At 44.1% G+C, this 24,600-nt stretch carries 17 protein-coding genes and 1 pseudogene; 8 read left to right on the top strand and 10 right to left on the bottom strand.

What is annotated here, in order from left to right:
- On the top strand, positions 1 to 1,059 hold the full coding sequence (idnD, locus tag EV690_RS17735; protein WP_131914365.1) for an L-idonate 5-dehydrogenase: 1,059 nt from the start codon (positions 1 to 3) through the stop codon (positions 1,057 to 1,059).
- Between the two features lie 51 nt (positions 1,060 to 1,110).
- On the opposite strand, the gene EV690_RS17730 is transcribed toward idnD, so the two are convergent.
- The 3 genes from EV690_RS17730 to EV690_RS17720 form a co-directional block, all read right to left on the bottom strand.
- Positions 1,111 to 1,824 carry a FadR/GntR family transcriptional regulator gene (locus EV690_RS17730; RefSeq protein ID WP_131914364.1) on the bottom strand — a complete coding sequence of 238 codons (714 nt, stop codon included), beginning with the start codon at positions 1,822 to 1,824 and terminating at the stop codon, positions 1,111 to 1,113.
- Positions 1,825 to 2,323: 499 nt separating this feature from the next.
- Positions 2,324 to 3,178 (bottom strand): BglG family transcription antiterminator LicT, encoded by an 855-nt coding sequence (gene licT, locus EV690_RS17725; protein WP_131914363.1) that lies wholly within the window; start codon positions 3,176 to 3,178, stop codon positions 2,324 to 2,326.
- A 74-nt stretch (positions 3,179 to 3,252) separates the two neighbouring features.
- A complete protein-coding gene (locus EV690_RS17720; protein ID WP_131914362.1) occupies positions 3,253 to 5,046 on the bottom strand; it encodes a PTS glucose transporter subunit IIA in 1,794 nt (597 codons plus the stop codon).
- 632 nt (positions 5,047 to 5,678) lie between these two features.
- Between EV690_RS17720 and EV690_RS17715 the strand changes: the two are divergent.
- The 7 genes and pseudogenes from EV690_RS17715 to EV690_RS17690 all read left to right on the top strand — a co-directional run.
- Positions 5,679 to 7,112, top strand: a pseudogene (locus tag EV690_RS17715) (PTS transporter subunit EIIC); the annotation flags it as partial.
- 76 nt (positions 7,113 to 7,188) lie between these two features.
- On the top strand, positions 7,189 to 8,577 hold the full coding sequence (locus EV690_RS17710; protein WP_131914360.1) for a glycoside hydrolase family 1 protein: 1,389 nt from the start codon (positions 7,189 to 7,191) through the stop codon (positions 8,575 to 8,577).
- Positions 8,578 to 8,625: 48 nt separating this feature from the next.
- Positions 8,626 to 8,766, top strand: coding sequence for a hypothetical protein (locus EV690_RS18295; RefSeq protein WP_165872810.1), 141 nt, complete (start codon positions 8,626 to 8,628; stop codon positions 8,764 to 8,766).
- A 32-nt stretch (positions 8,767 to 8,798) separates the two neighbouring features.
- Positions 8,799 to 9,965, top strand: coding sequence for a hypothetical protein (locus tag EV690_RS17705; RefSeq protein ID WP_131914359.1), 1,167 nt, complete (start codon positions 8,799 to 8,801; stop codon positions 9,963 to 9,965).
- Between the two features lie 339 nt (positions 9,966 to 10,304).
- Positions 10,305 to 12,110 (top strand): arylsulfatase, encoded by a 1,806-nt coding sequence (locus EV690_RS17700; protein WP_224054965.1) that lies wholly within the window; start codon positions 10,305 to 10,307, stop codon positions 12,108 to 12,110.
- A 309-nt stretch (positions 12,111 to 12,419) separates the two neighbouring features.
- The gene (locus EV690_RS17695) at positions 12,420 to 13,631 is read left to right on the top strand and encodes an anaerobic sulfatase maturase (protein WP_131914453.1); all 1,212 of its coding nucleotides are present in this window, start codon (positions 12,420 to 12,422) and stop codon (positions 13,629 to 13,631) included.
- Positions 13,632 to 13,780: 149 nt separating this feature from the next.
- Positions 13,781 to 15,472, top strand: a complete 1,692-nt coding sequence (locus EV690_RS17690; RefSeq protein ID WP_131914357.1) for a carboxylesterase family protein — start codon at positions 13,781 to 13,783, stop codon at positions 15,470 to 15,472.
- 365 nt (positions 15,473 to 15,837) lie between these two features.
- Here EV690_RS17690 and katG read toward each other — a convergent pair whose 3' ends face one another.
- The 7 genes from katG to rbsD form a co-directional block, all read right to left on the bottom strand.
- Positions 15,838 to 18,006: a catalase/peroxidase HPI gene (gene katG, locus EV690_RS17685; RefSeq protein ID WP_131914356.1), complete on the bottom strand. Its 2,169-nt coding sequence runs from the start codon at positions 18,004 to 18,006 to the stop codon at positions 15,838 to 15,840.
- Between the two features lie 418 nt (positions 18,007 to 18,424).
- Complete coding sequence (locus EV690_RS17680) at positions 18,425 to 19,432, bottom strand: substrate-binding domain-containing protein (protein WP_131914355.1); 1,008 nt, start codon at positions 19,430 to 19,432, stop codon at positions 18,425 to 18,427.
- 23 nt (positions 19,433 to 19,455) lie between these two features.
- The gene (gene rbsK, locus EV690_RS17675) at positions 19,456 to 20,370 is read right to left on the bottom strand and encodes a ribokinase (RefSeq protein ID WP_131914354.1); all 915 of its coding nucleotides are present in this window, start codon (positions 20,368 to 20,370) and stop codon (positions 19,456 to 19,458) included.
- A 94-nt stretch (positions 20,371 to 20,464) separates the two neighbouring features.
- The gene (gene rbsB, locus EV690_RS17670; protein WP_131914353.1) at positions 20,465 to 21,340 is read right to left on the bottom strand and encodes a ribose ABC transporter substrate-binding protein RbsB; all 876 of its coding nucleotides are present in this window, start codon (positions 21,338 to 21,340) and stop codon (positions 20,465 to 20,467) included.
- 49 nt (positions 21,341 to 21,389) lie between these two features.
- Positions 21,390 to 22,367: a ribose ABC transporter permease gene (gene rbsC, locus EV690_RS17665; RefSeq protein ID WP_131914452.1), complete on the bottom strand. Its 978-nt coding sequence runs from the start codon at positions 22,365 to 22,367 to the stop codon at positions 21,390 to 21,392.
- Entirely contained in the window at positions 22,364 to 23,902 is a 1,539-nt protein-coding gene (gene rbsA, locus EV690_RS17660; RefSeq protein ID WP_131914352.1) for a ribose ABC transporter ATP-binding protein RbsA, read from the bottom strand. Before rbsA ends, rbsC begins: the two co-directional genes overlap by 4 nt.
- Positions 23,903 to 23,957: 55 nt before the next feature.
- A complete protein-coding gene (gene rbsD / locus EV690_RS17655) occupies positions 23,958 to 24,377 on the bottom strand; it encodes a D-ribose pyranase (protein ID WP_131914351.1) in 420 nt (139 codons plus the stop codon).
- Between the last annotated feature and the right edge of the window lie 223 nt (positions 24,378 to 24,600).

The raw sequence follows: 24,600 nt of genomic DNA, 5'->3' as shown, positions 1-24,600 counted from the left end.
ATGAGTTTTAGTGAAAAAGAAATAACATGTAACGCTTGTTTTGTTCATGGGGAAGGTGACATTCATTTTGAACCTCATCAAGTGAAATTAGCTGAAGGAGAGATCTTAGTAAAAGTGACATGCGGTGGTATTTGTGGCTCAGATGTTCACTATTACCAGCATGGTCGAGCTGGAATGTCAGTTTTACACCATCCGATGATTATTGGTCACGAATTTGTGGGTAAGGTGTGTGAAGTTAATAGCGATGATGAGCGATTTTGTGTTGGTCAACCGGTTGTTGTTAACCCTTCGAGACCTTGTAACGAATGTCCAGAGTGTTTAACCGGACACCAAAACCTCTGTCAGTCGATGAGGTTTATGGGAAGTGCGCAATTCAATCCCCATGTGAATGGTGGTTTTTCTGAGTATGTTGCGGTTAAACCTGAACAGTGTCTCCCATACAGTGAGCAAGTTTCACCTAAAGTGATGGCTTTTTCCGAACCACTTTCCGTTGCGATTCATGCTGTCAATGTGGCCGGGCAATTAACGGGTAAAAAAGTTTTAGTCATTGGCGCTGGTCCGATTGGCTGTTTGATTTTAGCGGCCGCGAAATGTGCGGGCGCATCTATTGTGGTTGCATCTGATCTGAGTCAACGTTGTCGGGAGCTAGCATCCCAAATGGGGGCTAGTACAGTATTCGATCCTACTGATGACTCACAAGTCTCTTATTATCAGAATAATAGAGGGTACTTTGATGTTGTTTTTGAAGCATCTGGTGCATCAGCAGCCATTGCATCGACTGTTGATTTTACTCATCCTAACGGTGTTATTGTGCAAATCGGTATGGGAGCAAGCCCAATGACATGGCCGGTTTCTTCAATGCTGGCAAAAGAGATCAGTTTCAAAGGGTCATTTCGATTTGTCCATGAGTTTGCAACCTCTGTGCAGTGGTTAGAACAAGGACGAGTCGATCCTACCCCTTTAATCAGCGCTGAATTTTCTCCTGATCAAGTTCAGGAAGCATTGATTACGGCTGGAAATAAAGAAATCTCATCCAAAGTTCTTATTAATTTTGAATAAGATATAATTTGAGTTAAAAGGCGCCCAGAAGATGGGGCGTCTTTGTAAGTGTTAATCAATGGTTTCATTTTCTTTTAGTTTTTCAATAGAGAAGTTATTTTCTAGCATTGCCTCATTTAATATTGCGACTGCTGCTGATGAATCACGATTTTTTATTGCCATGAAAACTTTTATATGAGCTTCTACACTCTCTAATGTGATCCCTATAGCTCTGTTTAATTCTTCTAAATAATAATAATAAATATCCCTAATTGACTCCATTATGTTATAAAAAACTTTGTTATGTGATGCATTTACAACGGCCAGATGGAATTCGTAATCTGCTTTGGAATACTTTTTATAATCATCTTTATTGGAGAGCATATTGTTTAATGCTTGTTCAAGCCTGTCTATATCTTCGGCAGTGGCTTTTTCAACAGCCAATTCCATACATTTAAATTCTACTGTTTGGCGGAATACCATCATGTCATAGAATTCTTCTCGGCTTAGATGCATGATTGGCTGAGCATCTTTATCTAGCATGCTCGGAGTGAATCGTTCACTCACAAAACTTCCACTCCCTTGTTTTGTGATAACAATTCCTAAATCGCGAAAACGCTGCATTGCACTACGAATACTGACTCTACTAACGTTAAATGCGGTCGTTAAACTCGCCTCTGAGGGTAATCGGCTGCCTGGAGGCCAGCTACCATCTAGTAATTTTTCTCGAATCTGTTCGTATACTGCAGATACAACATTTTGTTTTTGAATAGATTTTATACTCAAATTGATATCTACCTTAACCCTAATTTAGATAAAATATAACATTCTTATGCTTATATAACTCATTTTAAGATGAGAATTAACACTGATCTACTGTCTTCGTTCTAAAGTCACGCAAATTTAAGTGCTCACATGAAGCGGATACATTCAATACCTTTCTGAGAGATAAGGTATTGAGAAGAATGATTTACTTAGTTACTTCAATTTTTAATTCTTCGGGATGATATTTATGGCTCATGACCACCTTTTGGGGCAACTTTCTCAGAGGTTCCTGACGATTCACTTTTACCTCTAAGCCGCCTGTGTTCACGTGATATCACAGGAGCTGTTTGGAAGTATCGATTGGGTATAGGATGAATGGTATCAGTTCGCTGTTAGTAATAATTAAAATAATCAATAATAGCAATGAACGTATTGAACTTGCTTGGCTGCGGGACTCATATGTCATCAAGCTGAGCCAATTCTGGTAAGAGTGCTGTTAAGGAGTTAGGCCTAGCAGTGCTTAGGATATACGGGGATCAGCTGCACGACGCTTGCGTAACCGCTCGATATGAATCGTTAAAAATGACAGCTCATCAGTGGTTAGTTTGTGCTGGTAATTACTGTTAATATAGCTGGCTAAATGCAGTGCACAGGCCCAGGCTTCAGGCAGTTTTTGATCTAAGTTGTCATAAAGATCGAGGTCGTCATGATGTACTTGGTCTCGATTGAGCATGCGCTGGGCAAAAAAGCGCAGATGTGTGACAAAACGCTGGTAATCAAGCGTACTTTCATCCAGTTGCACCCCTATTTTATGTTTTACAATATTGAGCATATCGCGAATAATTTGGGTGCTTTCTACGACTTTTTGCATGTCACTATCGGCGGTTGCATTGACGATGTGTAAGGCAATAAACCCGGCTTCGTCTTCTGGCAATGTAACTGCGGTTTTTTGCTCAATAATGTTTAGCGCTTCGAGGGCAATCTGAAACTCTTTGGGGTAAAAATTTTGGATCTCCCACAGCATTTTGTTCTTGATTGGATAGCCTTCTTTGGCCCGCTCGACTGCGAAATTAATGTGGTCGCTGAGTGCCAAAAAAAGCGTGTCATGAATTTTAACATTCAACCGCTGATGGGCAATATTGATGATTGCTTCACTAATGGCAAAGAATACTGGCGGAATTTCTGAAAGGATCTCGGTGAAAAATTCATTTAAATCGCCTTTTTTACGTAAAAATTGGCTCTCGATTTTGTCCTGATCAATTGAGTCGTCAATTTTTTTACCAAAACCAATGCCGCGACCCATCGCTACGCTTTCCTGACCTTTGTGGTCGAGAACGATCACTGCATTGTTATTTAAGATTTTAATAATTTTCATAAGATAACCTACCTTGATAAACAACTTCTTACTACATCACCGGTATCGTCATTACATTATTTTTGCAATCGGCGCTAATTAACCGTCATGATCACCTGGTTAAAGGTGGCATCGGTTATCTGATGTTCTGGAAAAGTAACATGGTAGTTCTCCGAATTGGTAATCACAATGGGGACGTCAAGGTTTAACTTTTCGTCCCCATGGGATGGGTGTGTTAACTCCGCTAATAGTTGTCCGCGAGTAATTTGATCGCCCCGTTGACAGTGGGCCATCAGCCCGGGCTCATCTAAGCGATGGTTGTTGAGGCCGGTTTGAATGAGCAACTCGATACCAGTATGACTGGTGAGTGTCAGTGTATGGCTGTCGATTTGGGTGACGGTCCCATCCACCGGGGCTCGCAGTTGTGTATTTATCGGCGTAATCGCAATTCCTTGTCCCATGACGCCGATCGAAAACAGGCCATCATCGAGTTGTTCTAGCGGCCGTAAGTGGCCGTTGAATGGGGCATATATCGTTTCTAGATCCGCTTTATGGCGCTGTTTGTGATGGGGACGGTGCTCCTGATAACACCAATAACTTAATACAGTGCTACACATAGCGGTTAACACAGTGGCACTGATAGCTATGGGCCAATAAGAGACACTTTCTGGCAGTGTTGCGGGGGGAACCCGCAAGATCAGACTGAGTAATCCGATGGCCAGCGCCCCTATACCCGCAGAGACCATTGCGCAAAGAAACGGGGTTTTATAACGTAGTGTGACGGCAAAAATACCTGGCAAGCTCACGCCTAGCAGGCTTGCGAGCAAAGAACCGGCGCAAAGACGCTTTAAATGTAGGTCGTGTGTTTTAATCCATACCCCTAAGATAGCTCCCGATTGAGAATAAGTGGCTAGTATCAGAATGAGGGCCAACTGGCTTCGAGGGAGTTGCGCAAACGTCAATCCTTCATTAGCTAAAGGCGACCCAATGCCTAAAATTTGTAATAAATGCCAGCTGCTGGCCAAGATGCCGAGCGGCAGCATAGGCGCAATCGTTTGAGTGATATCAACCCCGTGCATCACAAGCTGCCGAACGGTGTTAAGTAATGGACCTGTGATGATTAAAGTTGCCGGCATCATAACGGCTAACAGAGTGAATGGCGTGAGCAGGGTACGACATGATTCATGGAAGTGTTTGTTGAGCCATCGGCCTAGTAAACTACTGACATAGACACAAACAACTATTGGCCAGATATAGCGACTACTATTGGCCATAATGATCGCGGCCCCTTTAAACTGTGGGGACGACACTGATTGCATGAATTGCATTACTCCAGGGTAGACTAGACTTGCGGCAATCGTCATGACGATGAATTGGTCGGTTTGAAAGCGCTTCGCAGCAGTGGCCGCAATGAAAATAGGAAGAAAGTAGAACAGACTATTACTGACCGTTTGTAAAATAATGGCGGTTATACTGGCTGGTGGGATGATGGTCAAGGCGAGCAGTACATCAATCACTCCCTTAGTGATACCAGCGCCTATAAGGACATAAATCAATGGCTGGAATAAGTCAGTAAGAATATCAATCAGCTGGCTTAGCCCGTTTTTTTTGACGACTTGGGCAAAACCATCAGTGGATTCAGTGAGCCCAGTTTGTGTTAATAATTGTTGGTAAACCTGACGGCAGTTAGGGCCCAGTCCAAGGCGCAGTTGTTGATCTTGGAGCGTCATGCTCAAAATATCATTGATGGCCGTTAAACTATCAGTTTGTACTTGGTCAGGCTTTTTTAATTGGACGACTAATGTGGCATGGGTGAGCTCAAGGGTGAGCAGGTTTCTCCCACCGCCGATGAGCTCAAGAATAAGTTGTGTTAGAAGTTGTCGATCCATAATTCTAAATAAGTCTTAATTAGCGACTAAAAAACCCGATTTCAGTGCTCATAAGATAAAGATAGTTCTAAGCGCTGAAATCGGGTTTCGCCTAACAAGATAGTTACGTCCCTTAGCGGGCATTTATAGCAGTATTCGCTACACGAGAGTAGGGGCCTACCTTTAGGATGTGATAACTATCCCAAAATATATTTTTTCTTAGCAATGGCTTGTTTTGGATTGGAATTGTATATAACTATATGAAATATATGAGTATAAAGTTCAAATAGCTGATTTTGACAATACGCAAGATAGCGTTAGATTGAAATTTATTAGTGAGATAAGTCCCATTTTTTATTGCCCCTGTTTGCAGTTTATTTGTCCATGAGCGTTAATATAAACATTGATGGATTGTTACTGCGTTTCGCAGGCAAAACCTGATAGCTGAGTTGCTTATAGTGAAGCAATGTCATCTATCAGGTTTTTTTTTGGTAAAAATTTGTGTGTTCAGACAGGATTGTAACCGGCAATATCGGGCAAAACCTGGATTATACAGTTTACTTAAATAGCTGTTAATCCAGGTTTTTTTTGCATTGAGTTTCATTGGTCCAGTTAATTCTGTATGTATATTAATCAATTAGGGGTAAAGCTATATGGCGTATGAAGAGTTGGCTGCCGAAATCATTGAGGGTGTGGGCGGGTCTGAAAATATAGTCAGTCTGATCCATTGCGCTACACGACTACGATTTAAGTTAAAAGACCACGAGAAGACCAATCGGGATGCGTTAAAAGCCAATCCTGGAGTGATTACGGTGGTTGAAAGTGGCGGGCAGTTTCAGGTTGTTATTGGCAACCACGTTGGCGATGTTTTTGCCGCACTGCAAAATTTAGAAGCAGGCAATATAGGTGAGACCTCCAATGCAGCCGAACAATCAAGCCATGACAGCATATTGGCTCGTTTTATCGACATTATTTCTGGGATTTTTACCCCGTTACTCGGAATTATGGCTGCTTCCGGTATTTTAAAAGGGCTGTTGGCTCTATTGGTCGCTTGCGGCTGGCTTGCCACTGATACTGGCACTTATAAAATTTTATTTGCCGGTAGCGATGCGCTGTTTTACTTTTTCCCGATTATTTTGGGGTATACCGCCGGTGTGAAGTTTGGTGGTAATCCATTTGTGACCATGGTGATTGGTGGTGCTCTGGTTTATCCGGCTATGACGGCTGCTTTTCATGCGTCTCAGGCTCCGGATGCGGCGCCTATGTTATTTTTAGGGATCCCGGTCATTTTAATGAATTATACCTCTTCGGTGATCCCGATTATCTTCTCAAGCTGGGTGAGTAGTCGGCTCGAACGCTTATTCAATCGTCTGTTACACAGCTCTGTCAGAAATTTCTTCACCCCATTATTGTGCATCATTGTGGTGGTGCCACTGACATTTTTGGCGATCGGCCCAGTGGCGACATGGCTCAGTCAATTGTTGGCTCATGCTTATGAGTTGATCTACGGAGTGAGTCCGGTTGTTGCGGGTCTGGTGATGGGCGCTTGTTGGCAGATCTTAGTGATTTTTGGTCTGCACTGGGGATTTGTCCCGATTATCATCAACAACTTAAGCGTGTTGGGTTCAGACAGCATGATGCCGCTACTGATTCCAGCTGTTCTTGCTCAAGCGGGGGCCGCTTTGGGGATCTTCCTGCGCACCCGGGATAGTAAACTGAAAACCTTGGCTGGTTCTTGCTTTTTATCGGGGCTTTTCGGCATTACCGAGCCGGCCATCTATGGGATTAACTTACCTCATAAACGGCCTTTCATCTTCGGTTGCATTGGTGGCGCAATTGGGGCTGCGATTATTGGTTTTTATCAGACCCACATCTATTCATTCGGGTTACCCAGTATTTTAACTTTTCCACAGTTGATCCCTCCAACAGGGATGAATGCCAGTGTCTGGGCCGCAGTGATTGCATCGGTGATTGCTATCGTGGTTGCTGCAACGCTGACTTTCTTGTTTGGGTTGAAAAGAGAGCCTGCTGTTCAAGCTAACAACGACCCCAGTGCAGTGGTTGCTACTTCTGCCTCTGGAGATGTCGCTAAATCATAAATAGGTATGGCTCTCTATTTGATAGAGAGTCGCTGAACATTTTGTACAAAATGAAGGAGTAAAAATGAGTTTTCGTTTTCCAGAATCATTTCTATGGGGTGGTGCAATTGCCGCGAACCAAGTTGAAGGGAGTCATCTGAGCGATGGCAAAGGGCTTTCAACTTCAGATGTTTGCCCAAATGGCGCTTTTAATGAAATAGTGGAACGCCAAGATGGCGACTTTAATATTAAAGATATCGCCATCGATTTTTATCATCGCTATCCACAGGATATCGCATTGTTTGCTGAAATGGGCTTTAGCTGCTTGCGACTATCCATTGCCTGGAGTCGAATTTTCCCCAATGGTGATGATGAGCAGCCTAATCAAGCAGGTCTGGCCTATTACGACAAAATCTTCGATGAGCTGGCTAAATATAATATTACTCCGCTGGTTACTTTGTCTCACTATGAAATGCCCTATCATTTGGCCAAAAATTATCAGGGTTGGGCTAGTCGGGAGGTCATTGGCTTCTTCGAGCGGTATGCCAAGACTGTTTTTTCTCGTTATGGCAAAAAAGTGAAGCATTGGCTGACCTTTAATGAGATTAACGTGACGTTGCATGAACCTTTCACCGGTTCAGGTTTGCCAAGAGATTGCTCGGAACAAACACGCTATCAGGCCATTCACCATCAGCTGGTGGCCAGTGCTAAGGCTGTTAAAGCCTGTCATGAACTTATTCCAGATGCACAAATCGGCAATATGATGCTAGGGGCGTTGATCTATCCGTTTACCTGTAATCCAGATGACGTGCAAAAAGCGCAAGCACAGAATCATGATTGGTTGTTCTTTGGGGATGTACAGGCTCGTGGTTATTACCCTAGCTATATGCGTCGTAAGTTTGCCGAACTGGGGGTCAATCTTGATATCAGTGCCGATGATCGGGAAGCCTTAAAAGAGACGGTCGATTTCATCTCATTTAGTTATTACATGACAGGCTGTGCCAGTGCCGATCCAAATCAGCAGCAACAGGCTCAGGGCAATATGCTGCGGATGATTGTTAACCCTTATTTAGAGTCGTCTGAATGGGGCTGGCAGATCGATCCTAAAGGGCTGCGGATCCTACTTAATATGCTTTGGGATCGGTACCAAAAACCTTTGTTTGTGGTGGAAAATGGCTTAGGTGCTAAAGATGTTCCCAATGAAAAAGGGGAGATTGAGGATGACTACCGTATCGATTATTTAAGTGCTCATATCCATCAAATTGGTGAAGCGATTCAAGATGGCGTTGATGTGATGGGATATACCAGTTGGGGACCGATTGATCTAGTCAGTGCATCTACAGCCCAAATGTCGAAACGCTATGGCTTTATTTATGTGGATCGTGATGATGATGGCAATGGCACGTTAGAGCGTAAACGTAAAAAAAGTTTTTATTGGTACCAAAATTTTATTAAAAGCCAAAAAAAAGATTAAGGATATAGCCACATTTATTGTGGCTATGATGAAGGACCATCATTATGAATGCAAAAAAGTAGGGCTGCCAGTGTTATTTTCGGAGTCATGTTAACGGCAGGAATGATGCCGTTAGCCTTGATTGCTGGATGTGCCGATTTAGCAAAAATGTATGTCGACTTAAATGGTTATGACTGGGATATAAAATAAATTTGGAATTTAATAATTTAAAAGGAATTTTTATGAGCAATTTATCACGAAGAAGTTATATTAATTCATTAGCATTGCTGTTATTAGTAGGAAGTAGCAGTGCATTTGGTCAAATTTATAAACAGCAGTCAGATGTAGTAGGTAACTACCTTAATGATAATCTTGGGAGCACTGTTCCATCTATAACAAATACAAAAGACAAATCTAGGTGGTACGCTACTTTCCGTATTAAAGGAGGTAATAGATATTATAAAGATAATAATTCTGATTATATTCAATTCAATTCTAGGCTAAGGGGGAAGAAATATATTTCAGATCATTGGGGGATTATTGGAGATTTATGGTTTAGAGCTATTGAAAACTATAATGTTAAAGATGGAACTGTAGTTAATAAATTTGATGACTTTAATGAAACCACCAAATGGGAGCAGATGAGGATAGGGTTTGAGAATGACACCTTAGGTGCATTTATGTTTGGTAAGCATACAACAACTTGGTCATTTTTTACTGTAGATATGGGGTCTCAAGGGCTTTATGATACACAGGCTGAAGCAGCAGGAAAAGATTCCGGCAAGTTCTTATATAAAAAATTTATGGATAATGGATTATTTTTGGCTGCCAGTTATGACCGCAACTCACACATTTGGGGGGCAGATATCGGTTATCAGCAAACTGATATTTATCAAATTAAACCTAATACTTACGGTCTTTATATGTCCATTCATAATGGACAGCCAGCAGTGTTTGCTCAAAATAAACCTATTATAGGTAATGTCGATATAAATAAAACCAAAGCTGGTCATACTTCTAATAGTGACACTCCATACGCAAGAACAGATCCAAGGTTATTCACCTACGCAATATCTAGTTTCTATAACTACAATATGCAATATAGACTCGTGAGTGAATTTGCATATTCACGACGGGATAATAGTGAAAGCTATGAACAAATACTGAGTCAGGGATATGCTAAAGGAGGTTTAGGATTTTCAGGAACTGTTGGGATAGAGCGTTTCCCAAAAAATGCTGATGGTTTTGCATATGTTTTATATAACACATGGGATGAGCTCGGTAAATTTAGTGTAACCCCCCAAGTTGAGTATTGGTTTGGTTCTCCTAATTTAAGAGCGTGGTTATCTTATACTTGGGAGCAAAGAACTGATGATAATATCAGACTGGAAGCTCAGTGGGATTTTTGATTTATTGTTAATTGAGTGAATTGTATATTAATCAATTGCCACTAAAATGAAAAGAAATGGAATATGTATATTGATAGTTTTTACCTTGGTGTGGTGAGAAAGAGTTTATATTTGGGCCATGCAATACGGGTGGAAGCTTAGTGTTATTAAATTATTTAACTTATACATAGGGTTATTTAATTCAATACAATTATCTTTGTACCCATGGCTATAGATAGAAAATATCATAGTCATTATTAATATTGAGAGGGATACGTTATGGATAGAAATTTCATAACTAATAATATTAGGAATAAGAGGCAGTCATTAAGTACTGTGTCAGAGTCTGAAATGAGCGGAATGCTGCCTAAAATAAATACTTTTTCTAAGAAGTATCTATTGAAATTGCTTGGAACTGGAGCACTCGTCTCTTGCTTAGCTATGCCTGCTTTAGCGGCTGGTTCGCATACAAAAGCGACGGGGAATCATGCTAAAAAGCCCAATGTTATCATGATCGTTATTGATGATGCAGGGTTCGCCTCATTAGGTGCCTTTGGTTCCGAAATCGAAACGCCTAACATTGACCAGCTAGCTTATTCTGGACTTCGGTATAACCGGTTTGATTCAGCAGCCATTAGTGCGCCAACCAGAGCGGCATTAATTACTGGGCGTAATCCTCAAACGGTTAATATGGAAGATCTTCCACCTAAAATCGTTATCAAACCAGGTCCAAATGGTGGCATGAAGATTACTCGTTCGAAAGCACCTGCTAATAGTGTTCCGTTAGGTTCGGGGCCTGCAACTAGCGGTGAAATTCCTACGAATGCCGAAAATGTCGCTCAGGCCTTCCAAGCTTCTGGTTATTCAACCTATGCACTAGGAAAGTGGCACTTAGCACCTGAATATGTCGACAACGTGAAGCGGAACAAAGCATTTTGGCCTCTGCAGCGTGGTTTTAACTATTATTATGGATTTATCAGTGGTCATACTGATCAATATCATCCGCTATTGATTGAAGATAACCACAAGTTACCAACCCCCCAAGATCCTAAGTATGATTTGTCAGTTGATTTGGTTGATCATGCGATTAATCTGATGAAACCTGATAGTAAGAAACCTAAGTTTCTCTATTTAGCTTTGGGGGCGACACATGCGCCTTTGCAAGTTTCTAAATCTTATATTGATGAATATAAAGGTAAATATGCAATTGGATGGGATAAACTGCGTCAAGAGCGTTTTATCCGTCAAAAACAGCTAGGGATTATTCCTCAAAACACTGTTTTGCCTCCTCGAGGGAAGGGGGATGCGGCATGGAATTCTTTAGATGCACAGCATAAACGAGTATTTGCCCGGTTTATGGCGACTTATGCTGGATTTATGACACAAACAGATGAGCAAATTGGCCGTTTAATTAAATATCTGAAGAAAACCCATCAATATAAAAATACTCTAATTATGTTAATCACTGATAATGGGGCAGCTTCTGAAGGTGGACCGAACGGTGGCTTTAGAACAGCCTATGGTGATCGGACGACTGTTGCTCAAATGGATGCCCATTTAGATGAAGCTGGTGGACCGAAAACGTACATGTTGTATCAGCGTCCTTGGGCCTATGCTGACGATACTCCATTCCGTCGTTATAAATTATGGCCATATTTGGGTGGGGTTCGTACGCCACTGATCGTGTCTTGGCCGGGTCATATTAAGTCGCCAGGTTCGGTTCGAGATCAGTATGTCAATGTCGTGGATTTGGCGCCAACTATGTTAGATGCAGCTGGAACCAAATTTGCCAAAAAAGTGGACGGTGTTAAGCAAATTCCAGTGGCTGGCCGTTCATTTTTGAAAACCTTTGAAGATAAGAATGCTAAAACGCGTTCAGTTCAGTTCTTTTCTCTTCGTGGTGATCGGGCGATCACAGATGGCAAGTGGCGTGCTGTAGCAATGCATCGTTTAGGTGCCCCATTCTCTGAAGATCAATGGCAGCTCTTTAATACTGAAAAAGACTTTTCTGAGTCGACTGACTTAGCTAAAAAATATCCTGAAAAATTGAAGGAGATGAAAAAATTATGGTGGAAAGAGGCAAGAAAATATAGCAATCCACCAATTATTAAGCCTAATCCGGTATTGTATAAGTTCAACCATATGTCAGATGGTCTGAATGACTAATTGACAGTTATCTTAACAAGCCATAGCTTGACTATGGCTTGTTCATTGACGAGTCGCGAAGGTTGCTTCTATAGATAACAGATAAGGGGTGTATCACATTTTCTAAGTCTACCTGTTGCTTGGATAGATTACTCCCTAGTAGTATTAAATTAACTAGGATTGTAACTGTATTGATACAGGCAAAACCTGATAAGTGCTTTCATTCTGAAAGCACTTATCAGGTTTTTTTGTGCCTTCAAGAAATTGATTTTCTCCAAAAGTACTCAACTGTGGAGGAGTGCAGAAGTGAAAGAGATTAAAAATTTTCAGATGATTGCTAAGCCCAGTGGCTCAGTATGCAATATTGATTGTGAATATTGCTTTTACCTGGAAAAAGAGAAGCTTTACCCAGAGCGTAAAAGCCATTGGAAGATGGATGAGAAGACGCTAGAGAGTTATGTTCGTCAACAGATTGAGTCCCAGAAAGCAAATATCGTTGATTTTATCTGGCAGGGGGGAGAGCCGACTCTGTTAGGCATCGAATTTTATCAGAAAGCTTTGGCCCTTCAGGAGCAATATCGCGGTTCTAAAAAGGTGCAGAACTTTTTCCAGACCAATGCGACTCGGATTGATGAAGAGTGGGCGAAATTTTTAAAAGAGCATGAATTTTTAGTGGGGGTCTCGATAGACGGTGATCGGATTAGTAATGATACCTATCGGCATACTCGTTCGGGAAAGAGTACGTTTGATCAAGTTTTAAAAGGGCTTGAGTGGTTAAAGAAATACAAGGTTGAGTTTAATACCTTAACGGTTGTAAATGCGGAAAATGTCCGTCGTCCTATGGATGTGTATAACTTCTTAAAGCGCATTGGTAGTCGTTATATGCAGTTTATCCCTCTGGTTGAACGTCGAGCGAATGAGCCAGATGAAAATGGTTTAACGCTGATTCAACCGACATTTGAGGGGCAATGTGAAGTGACACAATGGTCTGTCCCCGCGAAAGCATATGGCAAATTTTTGAATACTATTTTTGACTACTGGGTTCAGCATGATTTTGGGCGAGTGTTTGTGATGAATTTTGAGCAAACGATGGCCCAGATGATTGGTCGCCCAGGGGCTTGTATTTTTAGTAAAACTTGCGGTGGTGACTTGACTGTTGAAGCCAATGGTGATGTGTATTCGTGCGATCATTTTGTATATCCAGAACATCAACTCGGCAATATTAATGATGATGAGCTCTCCGACTTAGTCAATTCATCACAGAATATTTTGTTTGGTGAGAATAAATTATCAAATATCAGTTGTGATTGTGTGGACTGTGAAGTGCGCCAGGCCTGCCATGGTGGGTGCCCTAAGCATCGGTTTGAATTATCCAGTGATGGTCGACCGAATCGAAACTATTTTTGTGATGGATATAAGACTTATTTTACTCACACCATTCCTCGAATGGTTGGGATATTTGAATTGATGAAAGAGCGAGCAACACCTAAGCAAGTGAAGGTAGCAATGAAGCAACGTTTTTATCGTCAGCAAGGTCTTTAATCCACCGATATTCACAGCACTTCCAATGGGGGATAAGTCGTTTGGTATATTCAAAAATAAGCTAGGTTTAGCTGGCCTCTATTTCATTCGCTAGCGGCTAACAAATTAACAAGGGTAAATATTCAGACTTATGTCAAAGGAGCACATTAATGCACTCTTATTTATTTAAGCGAGCGCTCATTGGGGCTTTGGGGTTAGTGAGCAGCTTAGCAATAGCTGCGCCACAAGTGACCTTGTCAGATGGAGTCCATGTCACCGGGCAAAGCGAACATGCCGTTGAGTCCTTTTTAGGAATACCCTATGCAAAAGCACCTGTTGGGGGGCGCCGCTGGCAGGTGGCTCAGTTGGATAAGCTGCCTGCGGGCACGTTTAATGCCACTCATGAAGGAGCCATTTGTCCGCAGTATCACAATGACCAGTATATTGGTCAGGAAAACTGTTTGAATCTGGATATTTATCGACCGGCGACTCATTCACATGCATTGCCAGTGCTGGTTTATGTGCACGGCGGGAATAATCAAGGGGGGAAAGCGCATGAGTTTGACCCGACTGAACTTGCTAAAGCACTGAATGCAGTTGTGGTGCAGATTAACTACCGTCTCGGTGTTCTCGGATTTAATCCTCTTAAAGCCATCAAAACATCCAACCCGGCTCAGGCGTCAGGTAATTTTGGACTGTTAGATCAACGCACGGCTTTAAAATGGGTTCATCAACATATTAAGGCCTTCGGTGGCGATCCTTCGCAGGTGACCGTAGCTGGATTTTCCGCCGGTGGACGAGATGTCATGGCGATGTTGATTTCACCGTTATTTAAAGGCGCATTCCAGCGAGCGATCGTATTTAGTGGTGGGATGACGACTGCTCCAGTAGCGGCGAGTCAAAAGATCTTTATCAATGCGCTGGCACCGTTGGTGGTTAAGGATAAGATGAAACCCGATCTGGCTGCGGCTAAGACTTGGTTAGCTCAGGGGGATCAAGCGGTACGAAAATACCTCATGAAACTTCCCGCCTCTAGGCTGGCCGCATTGATGACCAACGCCGGGATCCGCATGAGTGCCTTCCCCCATCTTTATCGAGATGGTTACGTATTACCTAAAAAGGGGTTTAAAACGACCCATTACAACGCTGTGCCAGTGATCATGCTCAGTGGACAAACTGAGTTCTCGTTCTTTGCTTTAGGTGATCCTCATTTTGCCAAAGCTTGGCATGATGGTACGTTACTCAAAACGCCTTCACTACTGCAGCAGTATCGCTTTGTCTATCATTATGGCGGGCAGCTTTATAGTTTGTTTAATGTGCAACGTTCGGCAGAACGGATGTATCCCCATTATCCAGCACCTATTTATGGGACTGAGGTGGCTTTAGGACGTAATAATTATGTCACTCCAGGGGCGACAATGTCGCTGTTAGGGGCATTTCATGGTGTATTTATGCCATTGCTGGATCACCACTGGAACCAGAAGCTACTCGGCAAGGCATTTCAGCGAGCCGGCGCATTGGATTTATCCGCGCATTTTCGGCAATATTTAGCCGCATTTATTCGCCATGGCAATCCTAACCGCGCTGCCCAGCAACCTAAGTGGTTACGTTGGAGCCCACAGCATCAACAACAAGGGCAGTCTTTGATGATCCTAAATGCCAACCAGTACAAGGCTGTGATGACGATGTCTGCTAAAACTTATAATGAGAAAGAACTCATTGCGGCGATGAAGCAAGATCACAGCCTGCCTCAGGCTACCAAAATGGAGCTGATTCATACCGTTTTGAACGGGCGTTGGTTTAGCGATGAGCTGGATCGGGCGTTTCATTCGCCCTCATTGTGGCCAGCCGCGAAGCAATGATACGGCGGTAAAATAGGGAGAGCTCGCTCTCCCTAAAGACTGTGAATAAATGAATTAAATTTTTTATCTAGTTGCTGTCTCGATGTTGCCTTTGAAGGGCCGAGATCGCTCACTGAGCGTTGCTTTTGGTGTTGACCAAGTTCTATGTGACAGTCGCTTTTCGTATTGCATTTGGTGCAGTAGGAAAACTATTATTTCTGTGTCTTCGGATCACTTTGGACTGATAGATTCGTGTATGACTCTAAAGTGGGGGCATCAACATATTATGGATGTTGGCTTAGTGATTAGAACTGAGGCTAGCGGAGCGGATGCATAAAAAAGCTGGCGAAGATTTTCGCCAGCTTTTCCGATTATGAGTGATTCAGTTAAACGTCGTATCGATCTGAGTTCATCACTTTGGTCCAGGCCGCGACGAAATCACGCGCCATTTTCTCTTTGTTATCATCTTGAGCATAAAACTCAGCGTAGTTTCTCAAGATAGAATTTGAACCAAACACTAAGTCCACTCGAGTCGCAGTCCATTTCACATCACCGCTTTCTCGATCACAGATATCGTAGCTATTGCGACCTGTGGGAACCCAGCTGTTCGCCATGTCGGTTAGATTGACAAAAAAGTCATTTGTGAGTGCTCCGACATGATCGGTAAAGACGCCATGCTGACTATTCCCATGGTTTACGCCAAGAACACGCAAACCACCAAGTAGTACAGTCATTTCTGGGGCTGTTAGTCCCATTAACTGAGCGCGATCGAGCAACAATTCTTCAGGTTTGACGCTATAGTGCTCTTTTTGCCAGTTACGGAAACCATCTGCTAGTGGTTCGAGAACGTCGAACGATTCAACATCGGTCATCTCTTGGGTTGCATCGCCGCGGCCGGGTGTGAAAGGCACGGTCAGTGACAATCCTGTCGCGTTAATCGCCAGCTCAAGACCAACATTCCCCCCGAGTACAATCGCATCGGCGACGCTAATTCCAAAGCTGTTGGCGATGGGTTCTAATGCCGATAGAACTTTATTTAATCGCTCTGGCTCATTACCCGCCCAAGTATTCTGTGGGGCAAGACGAATACGCGCACCATTGGCCCCGCCGCGATAATCTGATTGACGGAATGTTCTGGCACTATCCCAAGCTGTAGCTATCAGCTCAGCGGTGGTTAAGCCACTGGCTGCAATCTTGGTTTTGACAGCGTCCACATCGTAATCGGCATTCCCAGCTGGAATGGGATCTTGCCAAATCAGGTCTTCTTGCGGAACATCCGGGCCAATATAGCGTTCTTTTGGTCCCAAATCGCGGTGAGTTAGTTTAAACCACGCACGAGAAAAGGCATCTGCGAATAAAGCCGGATCGCGAGCATAACGTTCGGCGATTTTGCGATAAGCGGGATCCATTTTTAATGCCATATCGGCATCGGTCATAATTGGGTTATGGCGAATCGATGGGTCTTCGACATCAACGGGTTTATCTTCTTCGGCAATATCAATCGGTTCCCATTGCCATGCGCCTGCTGGGCTTTTTTTCAATTCCCATTCATATTTAAACAACAGTTCAAAAAATCCGTTATCCCATTGCGTTGGATTCGTCGTCCAGGCTCCTTCAATCCCGCTGGTCACCGTATTCCGGCCAATTCCGCGTGATTTATGATTGACCCAACCGAGTCCTTGCTCTTCAATTTCAGCACCTTCTGGCTCTGCTGATAATTCACTGGCATCGCCATTTCCATGTGTTTTACCAACGGTATGACCGCCGGCGGTTAAGGCGACCGTTTCTTCATCATTCATAGCCATACGGGCAAAAGTGACTCGCATATCTTCTGCAGTTTTAAGCGGATCGGGATTGCCATCCACCCCTTCAGGGTTAACGTAAATCAGCCCCATCATCACCGCAGCCAGTGGATTTTCAAGATCACGTTCGCCGCTGTAGCGAGAGTGCTTGGTGTCACTGGTTGCGAGCCATTCAGTTTCAGAACCCCAATAGGTGTCTTTTTCTGGATGCCAAATATCCTCGCGGCCGAATGCAAAACCGAACGTTTTTAACCCCATCGACTCATATGCCATATTGCCGGCTAGAATAATTAAATCGGCCCAGCTAATTGAATTGCCGTATTTTTTCTTAATTGGCCAGAGTAACCGGCGGGCTTTATCTAGGTTCCCATTATCAGGCCATGAATTAATCGGGGCAAAACGTTGATTCCCGGTTGAGGCGCCTCCGCGACCATCGGCGGTGCGATAAGTACCGGCAGAGTGCCATGCCATGCGAATCATTAAACCGCCATAATGCCCCCAGTCAGCTGGCCACCAAGCTTGGCTATCGGTCATTAATGCTTTGAGGTCTGCTTTGAGCGCCTCTACATCGAGTTGCTTCACTTTTTCTCGATAATCAAAATCTTCATCGAGTGGATTGGTTTTGCGGTCATGCTGATGCAAGATGTCTAAATTGAGGGTTTTCGGCCACCACTCTTTCGCCATGTTAGGCGACGTCAGGCTACCATGCATAATAGGACATTGTCCTTTGGGCGTGTTCGATTGCTGCGTCATGGGTTGTTCCCTTTGATAATTAGTAATGGTTGATGACGGTTTCTCATTTGCTTAAGTAAGAGGCACAGTTATCGTTAAATGATTCTTTTAAGCATAACTTTACTGAATAAAATAGCAGTTGGATAATACAGTTTAGCAATTTATTTGATAGATAAAGCTGATTAACGAGCAGGGATAACAAATGGCGCTATATTGTATTTTTGATACAGCTACCATCTATTCAAGGTTCTCTCACATTGGGGGACTTAAGTGTAATATTGATCTATCTGGGGTGATAAAAGCTGAATGATACACACTTTGCCGGGTGATACGTTTGCCTTTATGGCAATGTCTGCATTTAAATCTATTGGCCTGGGTGGGACGCTTTCCAGGGATCAAAATCGGTCAGTTAAGCGGGTCCATTAATAGAAAAATCCTATTATTGCTGCTCAATAACGCTTTCGCGTATGACGAGTGTGGGTTCCAATTGAATGATTTGTGGTTCGCTCTGTGGATTTTGTAATTTGAGCAAGAGGGCTTCAACGGCTGCTTTCCCCAAACGATATTTAGGTTGGTGGATAGTGGTCAGCGGGGGCGTCATAAATTGGGCAATGCGAATATCATCATAGCCAATCAGTGAGAGTTGTTCGGGAATTTTTATGCCGAGTTCATTGGCCGCACTGATCATCCCCATAGCCATCATGTCGTTACCTGCGAATAAGGCCGTTGGCAATGTGCCTGTCGCTGCAAGCTGGTTAAATGCGGCATATCCGCCTTCACATTCAAAGTCTGACTCAATTGTCCATGCCGGATTTTCTGCAATCCCGGCTTCTTTGAGTGCTTTTTGGAATCCCTGATAACGATTCAGGGCTTGATATTGCGAGAGCGGACCGGTGACACAGCCGATCTGACGGTGGCCACAGTCGATGAGATACTGTGCGGCCATAAAACCACCGCTAAATGAGTTATCTAGGATTTTATCGGTGCTGGTGGCAACCGTTGGTCCCCAGTCCATCACCACGACGGGGATATCTGGATAGCGCTCAAACTCGGTTAATGTCTCTCCTGCGACCGCGGCGCACATCAACATGAGTCCATCCACGCGTTTTTGCAACAGAGTGTCGATGGAGGTCCGCATTCGTTCATTGTCGCCTTCGGTATTACAGAGGATCAGGTTATAGCCTTGATTATAACAACTGCGCTCAACGCCTTTGACAACCTCCCCAAAGAAGGGATTCATCGAGGTTGTGACCAACATCCCGAGTGTTTTAGTCCGGTTCATTTTTAGACTTCGCGCGAGGGCAGAAGGGGTATAATGAAGCTCTTGAGCAGCCGTATTGACACGGGTTGCGATCTCTTCGCTGACAAACCGGGTTTGGTTAATGACATGACTGACCGTTGATGTTGAGACACCCGCAAGTCGAGCAATATCTTTCATAGTAGCCATGATCCCCACTCCTTTATTTAGATCTAAGCGTGCAGAAACTCATCCACTTCACGACGATAGGGTATAGAGGTTTGTGCACCAAAGCGAGTGACTGAAATAGCCGCTGCAGCATGTGCAAATCGAATCGCGGTCTCTAGTGACATCCCTTCTAAAAGTCCAGTCACAAAGGCACCATTAAACGTATCACCTGCTGCGGTCGTATCTACCGCATCGACGCGAAAGCCGGCAATCAGTTGACCCTGATTATTTTCACTGACCCAAACCCCACGTGCGCCGAGTGTAATCATGACGACTTTAATTCCTAAATCATGTAAAACTTTCGCAGCTTGTTCAGCGGAGGATTCATCGGTTACGGCTATCCCTGTTAATACTTCGGCTTCGGTTTCATTGGGGGTAATGATGTCGATATTGGCGAGCAGCTCACGGGGGAGTTCTTGGGCGGGAGCTGGATTGAGGATCACGGGGGTTCCTGCCTGTTTAGCCAGTTCTGCCGCTTTAGTCACACCTTCAAGGGGCGTTTCTAACTGCATGAGCAGATAATCAGCCTGTTGGATCGACTGCTGGTAAGTGCTGACCCGCGGCTCATCCAGATGAGCATTCGCTTCAGCTGAGATACAGATCGTATTTTCACCTTCATCAGATACTTGAATGATCGCGATCCCGGTTGGGCAGTGTTTTTCGACACATACATGTTCGACATTCATCCCATCGCGGGCAAAACTATCTCGAATATCAAGGCCAAAGGCATCATCTCCGACACAGGCAATAAAACCGATATCAGCATTCAGGCGTGCAGCTGCGACTGCCTGATTGGCGCCTTTACCACCTGGAATCACCTGATAATTACGACCATGCAGTGTTTCTCCGGGCCTTGGGAATCGAGGAACTTGAAGCACATGATCCGCGTTAACACTACCTAAGACTACTAATTTATTCATATAATTTTACCTTGGCGAAAGTTCGATTCACTGATGATGGAATATAAGAGGTAAAGGCTGCCTCTGTGTTGAGACAGCCTGCTATTGAACTGAATTATTCAATAAGTTTCAGTGGAACTGGAATTGATTTTGATACTTTTTCGCCTTTTAAGACTCGGTCAGCGGTGATTACACCCAGTGCGCCAATCAGTGCTGGCTGCTGTGCAATCGTTGCCCCTAGTGCGCCGCGTTTGACTGCTGCGATACCATCTTTGGTCCCATCGAATCCGACCACTAGAACTTTTTTACCAGAAGCTTGAATGGCTCGCAATGCCCCTAATGCCATTTCATCATTTTGGGCAAACACAGCCTGGACATCTGGATGAGCAGTCAACAGGTTTTCCATGACATTCAAACCCTTGGTGCGGTCAAAATCAGCTGGCTGGCTTGCCAGTAACTGCATTTTTGAATGTTTGACAATATTCATGAAGCCTTGTCCCCGTTCGCGTGCAGCAGAGGTACCGGCAATCCCTTCTAACTGAATGACTTTCGCTGTAGGGCCGATTTTAGCTCTGATAAAACGACCGGCCATTTCACCGCCCGCAACGTTGTTTGAGGCGATATGCGCGACGACTTTACCATGGTTGGCACCACGGTCCAGTGTGATGACTGGAATTTTGGCGCGATTGGCCAGACGAATCGCATTGGAAACTGCATCTGAATCCGTAGGGTTGATCAAAATCGCTTTGACACCACGAACGGTCAGATCCTCAACATTCGAGAGCTCTTTGCTTGGGTCATTTTGTGAGTCAAGTACAATGAGGTTATAACCTAGCTCTTTCGCTTTGGCTTGAGCCCCATCTTTCATACTCACAAAGAATGGGTTATTCAAAGTTGATAGCACAATTGCAATGTTTTGTTGGGCGTAAGCTGTCACTGTCATCAGTGAACTGATTAGCGCCGCTGAGATGAACGTTACCAGTTTTTTCATAACTATGGTCCTTCTGTAGGGTAGGTCTGGTTGTGACCAGACACGTTATTTACTTGTTTTTGTTGTCCACCAGTACCGCGGCCAAAATGACAACGGCTTTCGCGATCATCTGGAAATAGGACGACACATCAAGCAGGTTTAGAGCATTGTTCAAGAATCCAATAATCAGGGCGCCAATGAGCGTGCCCATGATTTTACCTTTACCTCCCATAAGACTGGTGCCACCGAGCACAACCGCTGCGATCGCATCCAACTCATAACCGGTCCCTGCGGTCGGTTGTGCTGAAGATAATCGTGACGTCACGATTATCCCTGCCAAGGCTGACAACAGACCACTGATAGCATAGACGGCCATTTTGACTCGGTCGACGTTGATCCCGGATAACCGAGTAGCAGATTCATTTCCCCCGAGGGCGTAAACATAGCGGCCAAAGCGCGTCTGCGTCAGCAGATACCAAGCACCGGCAAACACAATGATCATCAGCCAGACCGGAACAGGGATATCAAAAATATAACCGGTACCAAACCATGAGAAAGCATCGGCGGTTTTTGTAAAACCCACTGAAATGGGTCGGCCTTCGGTATAGACCATGGTGACCCCGCGTAGCAATGTCATGGTGACCAGCGTTGCAATAAATGCTTGCACCTTGCCTTTAGCGATAATCACGCCACTTAGTGCACCGAGCAGCGTGCCAGCCAGCAGGGCGGTCGGAACGGCGACCACGACCGGAATTTGCATTGCGATCAAGCTGGCGGCAAAGGCTCCGGACAGGGCCAGTACCGAGCCAACACTCAGGTCAATCCCGGCGGTCAGAATGACAAATGTCATACCCACGGCCATAATGGCATTGACCGACGTTTGACGCAGAATGTTCAATAAGTTGTCGACAGTGAAAAAATTTGGGTTTAGAAATGACACCACAACGACTAATAGTAGCAGTGCGATCAGTGATTTTTGTTCAACCAGCCGCTCTTTACTGAGCCATTTTTGGGTCTTTACCGATGTTGATTGATTTTGGGTACTCATGCTGGTTCCTCGCATACTGCGTTATCAGTCTCATCTGCGCTAACGGTGTTGATTTGACCCACGGCACAGGCTAATAAGTTTTCTTGGTTTGCCTCAGCGGCGTTAAATTCGCCACTCAGACGACCTTCATGCATGACCAATATACGGTCACTCATTCCAAGCACCTCGGGCATCTCTGACGATACTAAGATGATGCTCATCCCTTCGGTTTTGAATTTGTTAATTAGTTGGTAGATCTCTTTTTTGGCGCCGACATCCACGCCTCGGGTCGGTTCATCTAAGATCAGAACTTTGGGACGAGTCATGAGCCCTTTGGCTATCGCGACCTTTTGCTGATTCCCCCCAGATAAGTTGCCAATAATTTGCTCCCGTTTAGGCGTTTTGATGTTGAATAATTTAATAAAGTTATCCACTGCCTGCTGTTCTTCACTGTGATGGATCTGCAATCCTTTACTGACATGTTTCAAAGCACACAATGACATGTTGTCTTTAACCGACAGATCCAATACTAAGCCATCGCCTTTACGATCTTCCGAGATGTAGGCAATCCCTGCTTTGAGCCCATGCTTTGGGGTATGGGTCTGAATGACTTTGCCATCAAGACGGATGGTGCCTTGCGTTTTCGCTAACGCGCCGTAAATCATCTTCATCAGCTCAGTACGCCCTGCCCCCATCAAACCGCAGACGCCTAAAATCTCACCATGGCGGAGTTCAAAGCTGATATTATCGATGCCATCACCAGATAATCCTTCAACTTGTAAACAGACCTCGCCTTTGGGAACTTCGACCCTTGGATACTGTTCATCCAGTCGCCGCCCGACCATCTTCTCGATCAATCGTTCTTCATCAATATCGCTGACTTTACGTTGATCGATAAATTTGCCATCACGCAGCACGGTTATATCGTCACAAATCTCAAAGATCTCTTTGAGCCGATGAGAGATATAAACAATGCCGGTGCCTTTATCACGCAGCTCTTTGATCACTTTAAACAGTGAATTGGTCTCAGTATCGGTGAGCGCATCGGTCGGTTCATCCATGATGATGACCTTGGAGTTAAACGAAAGTGCTTTGGCAATTTCGACCATTTGTTGCTCACCTAAACTTAGCTCTCCCAGTGGGGTTTTAGAACTTCGTTTAATGTTCAAACGCGCGAGTAACTTATCGGCCTCTTGATGCATCTGTTTCCACAAAATACGCCCCAGTGGTGAGACAATTTCGCGTCCGAGAAAAATATTCTCAGCAATAGTGAGTTCTGGGATCAGGTTTAATTCTTGATGAATAATGCTGATTCCAGCCATTTGTGATTCTCGAGGTCCCTTAAATTGGACAGGCAAACCTTGATATTCAATGCTCCCTGCATCTTTTTGATAGATGCCCGTTAGAACTTTCATCAGGGTCGATTTACCGGCACCATTTTCTCCAATTAAAGCCATCACTTTACCGGGATAAACAGTGAGGCTTGCCTTATCGAGCGCTTTCACGCCTGGGAATGATTTCTCAATATCCTTTAAGGCTAATACAGGCGAAGTCATAACATCTCCTCAAATTGGGGCTGCATGGGTCTGCCCAAGCGCTATCGCCATCTTATTAAAACACTACACCCGCTTGGAAAATGACGTTGGCAAACCCCGTACATTCTCCGGTGCGAACAATGGCTCGACTCTGGTGAGTGCGAATTTTAAAAGCTTCATGGGACAAGTAACTGATGGTGAACGTCTTCGCACTCCGGCGCTCTTCAGCATGCAACAGTTCCCTCAGCTGGGTATGTAGTTCGGGGCTAACTTGGGGGAATTCTTCCGCCATGATCACCCCTTCAATCTGTGATTCTGCTAGTAGCGTTGTCACGACATCGATAAACGCTGGGATCCCATGGGTAAGCGCTAGATCAATGCGTTGAACACTCTCAGGAATCGGCAAACCTGCATCACAAACTGTATATTCATCGGTGTGACCAAGTGTTGCCACCAGATGGGATAATTCGGCATTCAGCAGGGCTGTTTTTTTCATGAAATCCACCTTAAAAGCAGTTGTCTTAATTTCGATGAGGGATTTAGAAACGGTTTTGAAAAATCTCATCGAAACGTTTCGATGGATAATAGATAGCAATGCAATAAGATGCATTAGAGTGGCGATAGGAATGTGATTTTGATCGACGTTGACGTGGGTTAAGAGCATGGATTAGTGACAAGGATCACTGATGATTCTGTTGTCAGTAAATTATTTCGCTATA

The organism is Celerinatantimonas diazotrophica (assembly GCF_004339545.1).
GTDB lineage: Bacteria > Pseudomonadota > Gammaproteobacteria > Enterobacterales > Celerinatantimonadaceae > Celerinatantimonas > Celerinatantimonas diazotrophica.
The sequence above is the reverse complement of the archived record's forward strand: the minus strand, read 5'-3'. Positions and strand labels throughout refer to the sequence as shown.

Coding starts and splice junctions, on each gene's coding strand:
- rbsC (WP_131914452.1), bottom strand. CDS start 22,367: ATGAGTACCCAAAATCAATCAACATCGGTAAAGACCCAAAAATGGCTC.
- EV690_RS17695 (WP_131914453.1), top strand. CDS start 12,420: ATGATTGCTAAGCCCAGTGGCTCAGTATGCAATATTGATTGTGAATAT.
- idnD (WP_131914365.1), top strand. CDS start 1: ATGAGTTTTAGTGAAAAAGAAATAACATGTAACGCTTGTTTTGTTCAT.
- EV690_RS17705 (WP_131914359.1), top strand. CDS start 8,799: ATGAGCAATTTATCACGAAGAAGTTATATTAATTCATTAGCATTGCTG.
- EV690_RS18295 (WP_165872810.1), top strand. CDS start 8,626: ATGCAAAAAAGTAGGGCTGCCAGTGTTATTTTCGGAGTCATGTTAACG.
- rbsD (WP_131914351.1), bottom strand. CDS start 24,377: ATGAAAAAAACAGCCCTGCTGAATGCCGAATTATCCCATCTGGTGGCA.
- EV690_RS17710 (WP_131914360.1), top strand. CDS start 7,189: ATGAGTTTTCGTTTTCCAGAATCATTTCTATGGGGTGGTGCAATTGCC.
- rbsB (WP_131914353.1), bottom strand. CDS start 21,340: ATGAAAAAACTGGTAACGTTCATCTCAGCGGCGCTAATCAGTTCACTG.
- EV690_RS17720 (WP_131914362.1), bottom strand. CDS start 5,046: ATGGATCGACAACTTCTAACACAACTTATTCTTGAGCTCATCGGCGGT.
- licT (WP_131914363.1), bottom strand. CDS start 3,178: ATGAAAATTATTAAAATCTTAAATAACAATGCAGTGATCGTTCTCGAC.
- EV690_RS17700 (WP_224054965.1), top strand. CDS start 10,305: ATGCTGCCTAAAATAAATACTTTTTCTAAGAAGTATCTATTGAAATTG.
- rbsK (WP_131914354.1), bottom strand. CDS start 20,370: ATGAATAAATTAGTAGTCTTAGGTAGTGTTAACGCGGATCATGTGCTT.
- katG (WP_131914356.1), bottom strand. CDS start 18,006: ATGACGCAGCAATCGAACACGCCCAAAGGACAATGTCCTATTATGCAT.
- EV690_RS17690 (WP_131914357.1), top strand. CDS start 13,781: ATGCACTCTTATTTATTTAAGCGAGCGCTCATTGGGGCTTTGGGGTTA.
- rbsA (WP_131914352.1), bottom strand. CDS start 23,902: ATGACTTCGCCTGTATTAGCCTTAAAGGATATTGAGAAATCATTCCCA.
- EV690_RS17680 (WP_131914355.1), bottom strand. CDS start 19,432: ATGGCTACTATGAAAGATATTGCTCGACTTGCGGGTGTCTCAACATCA.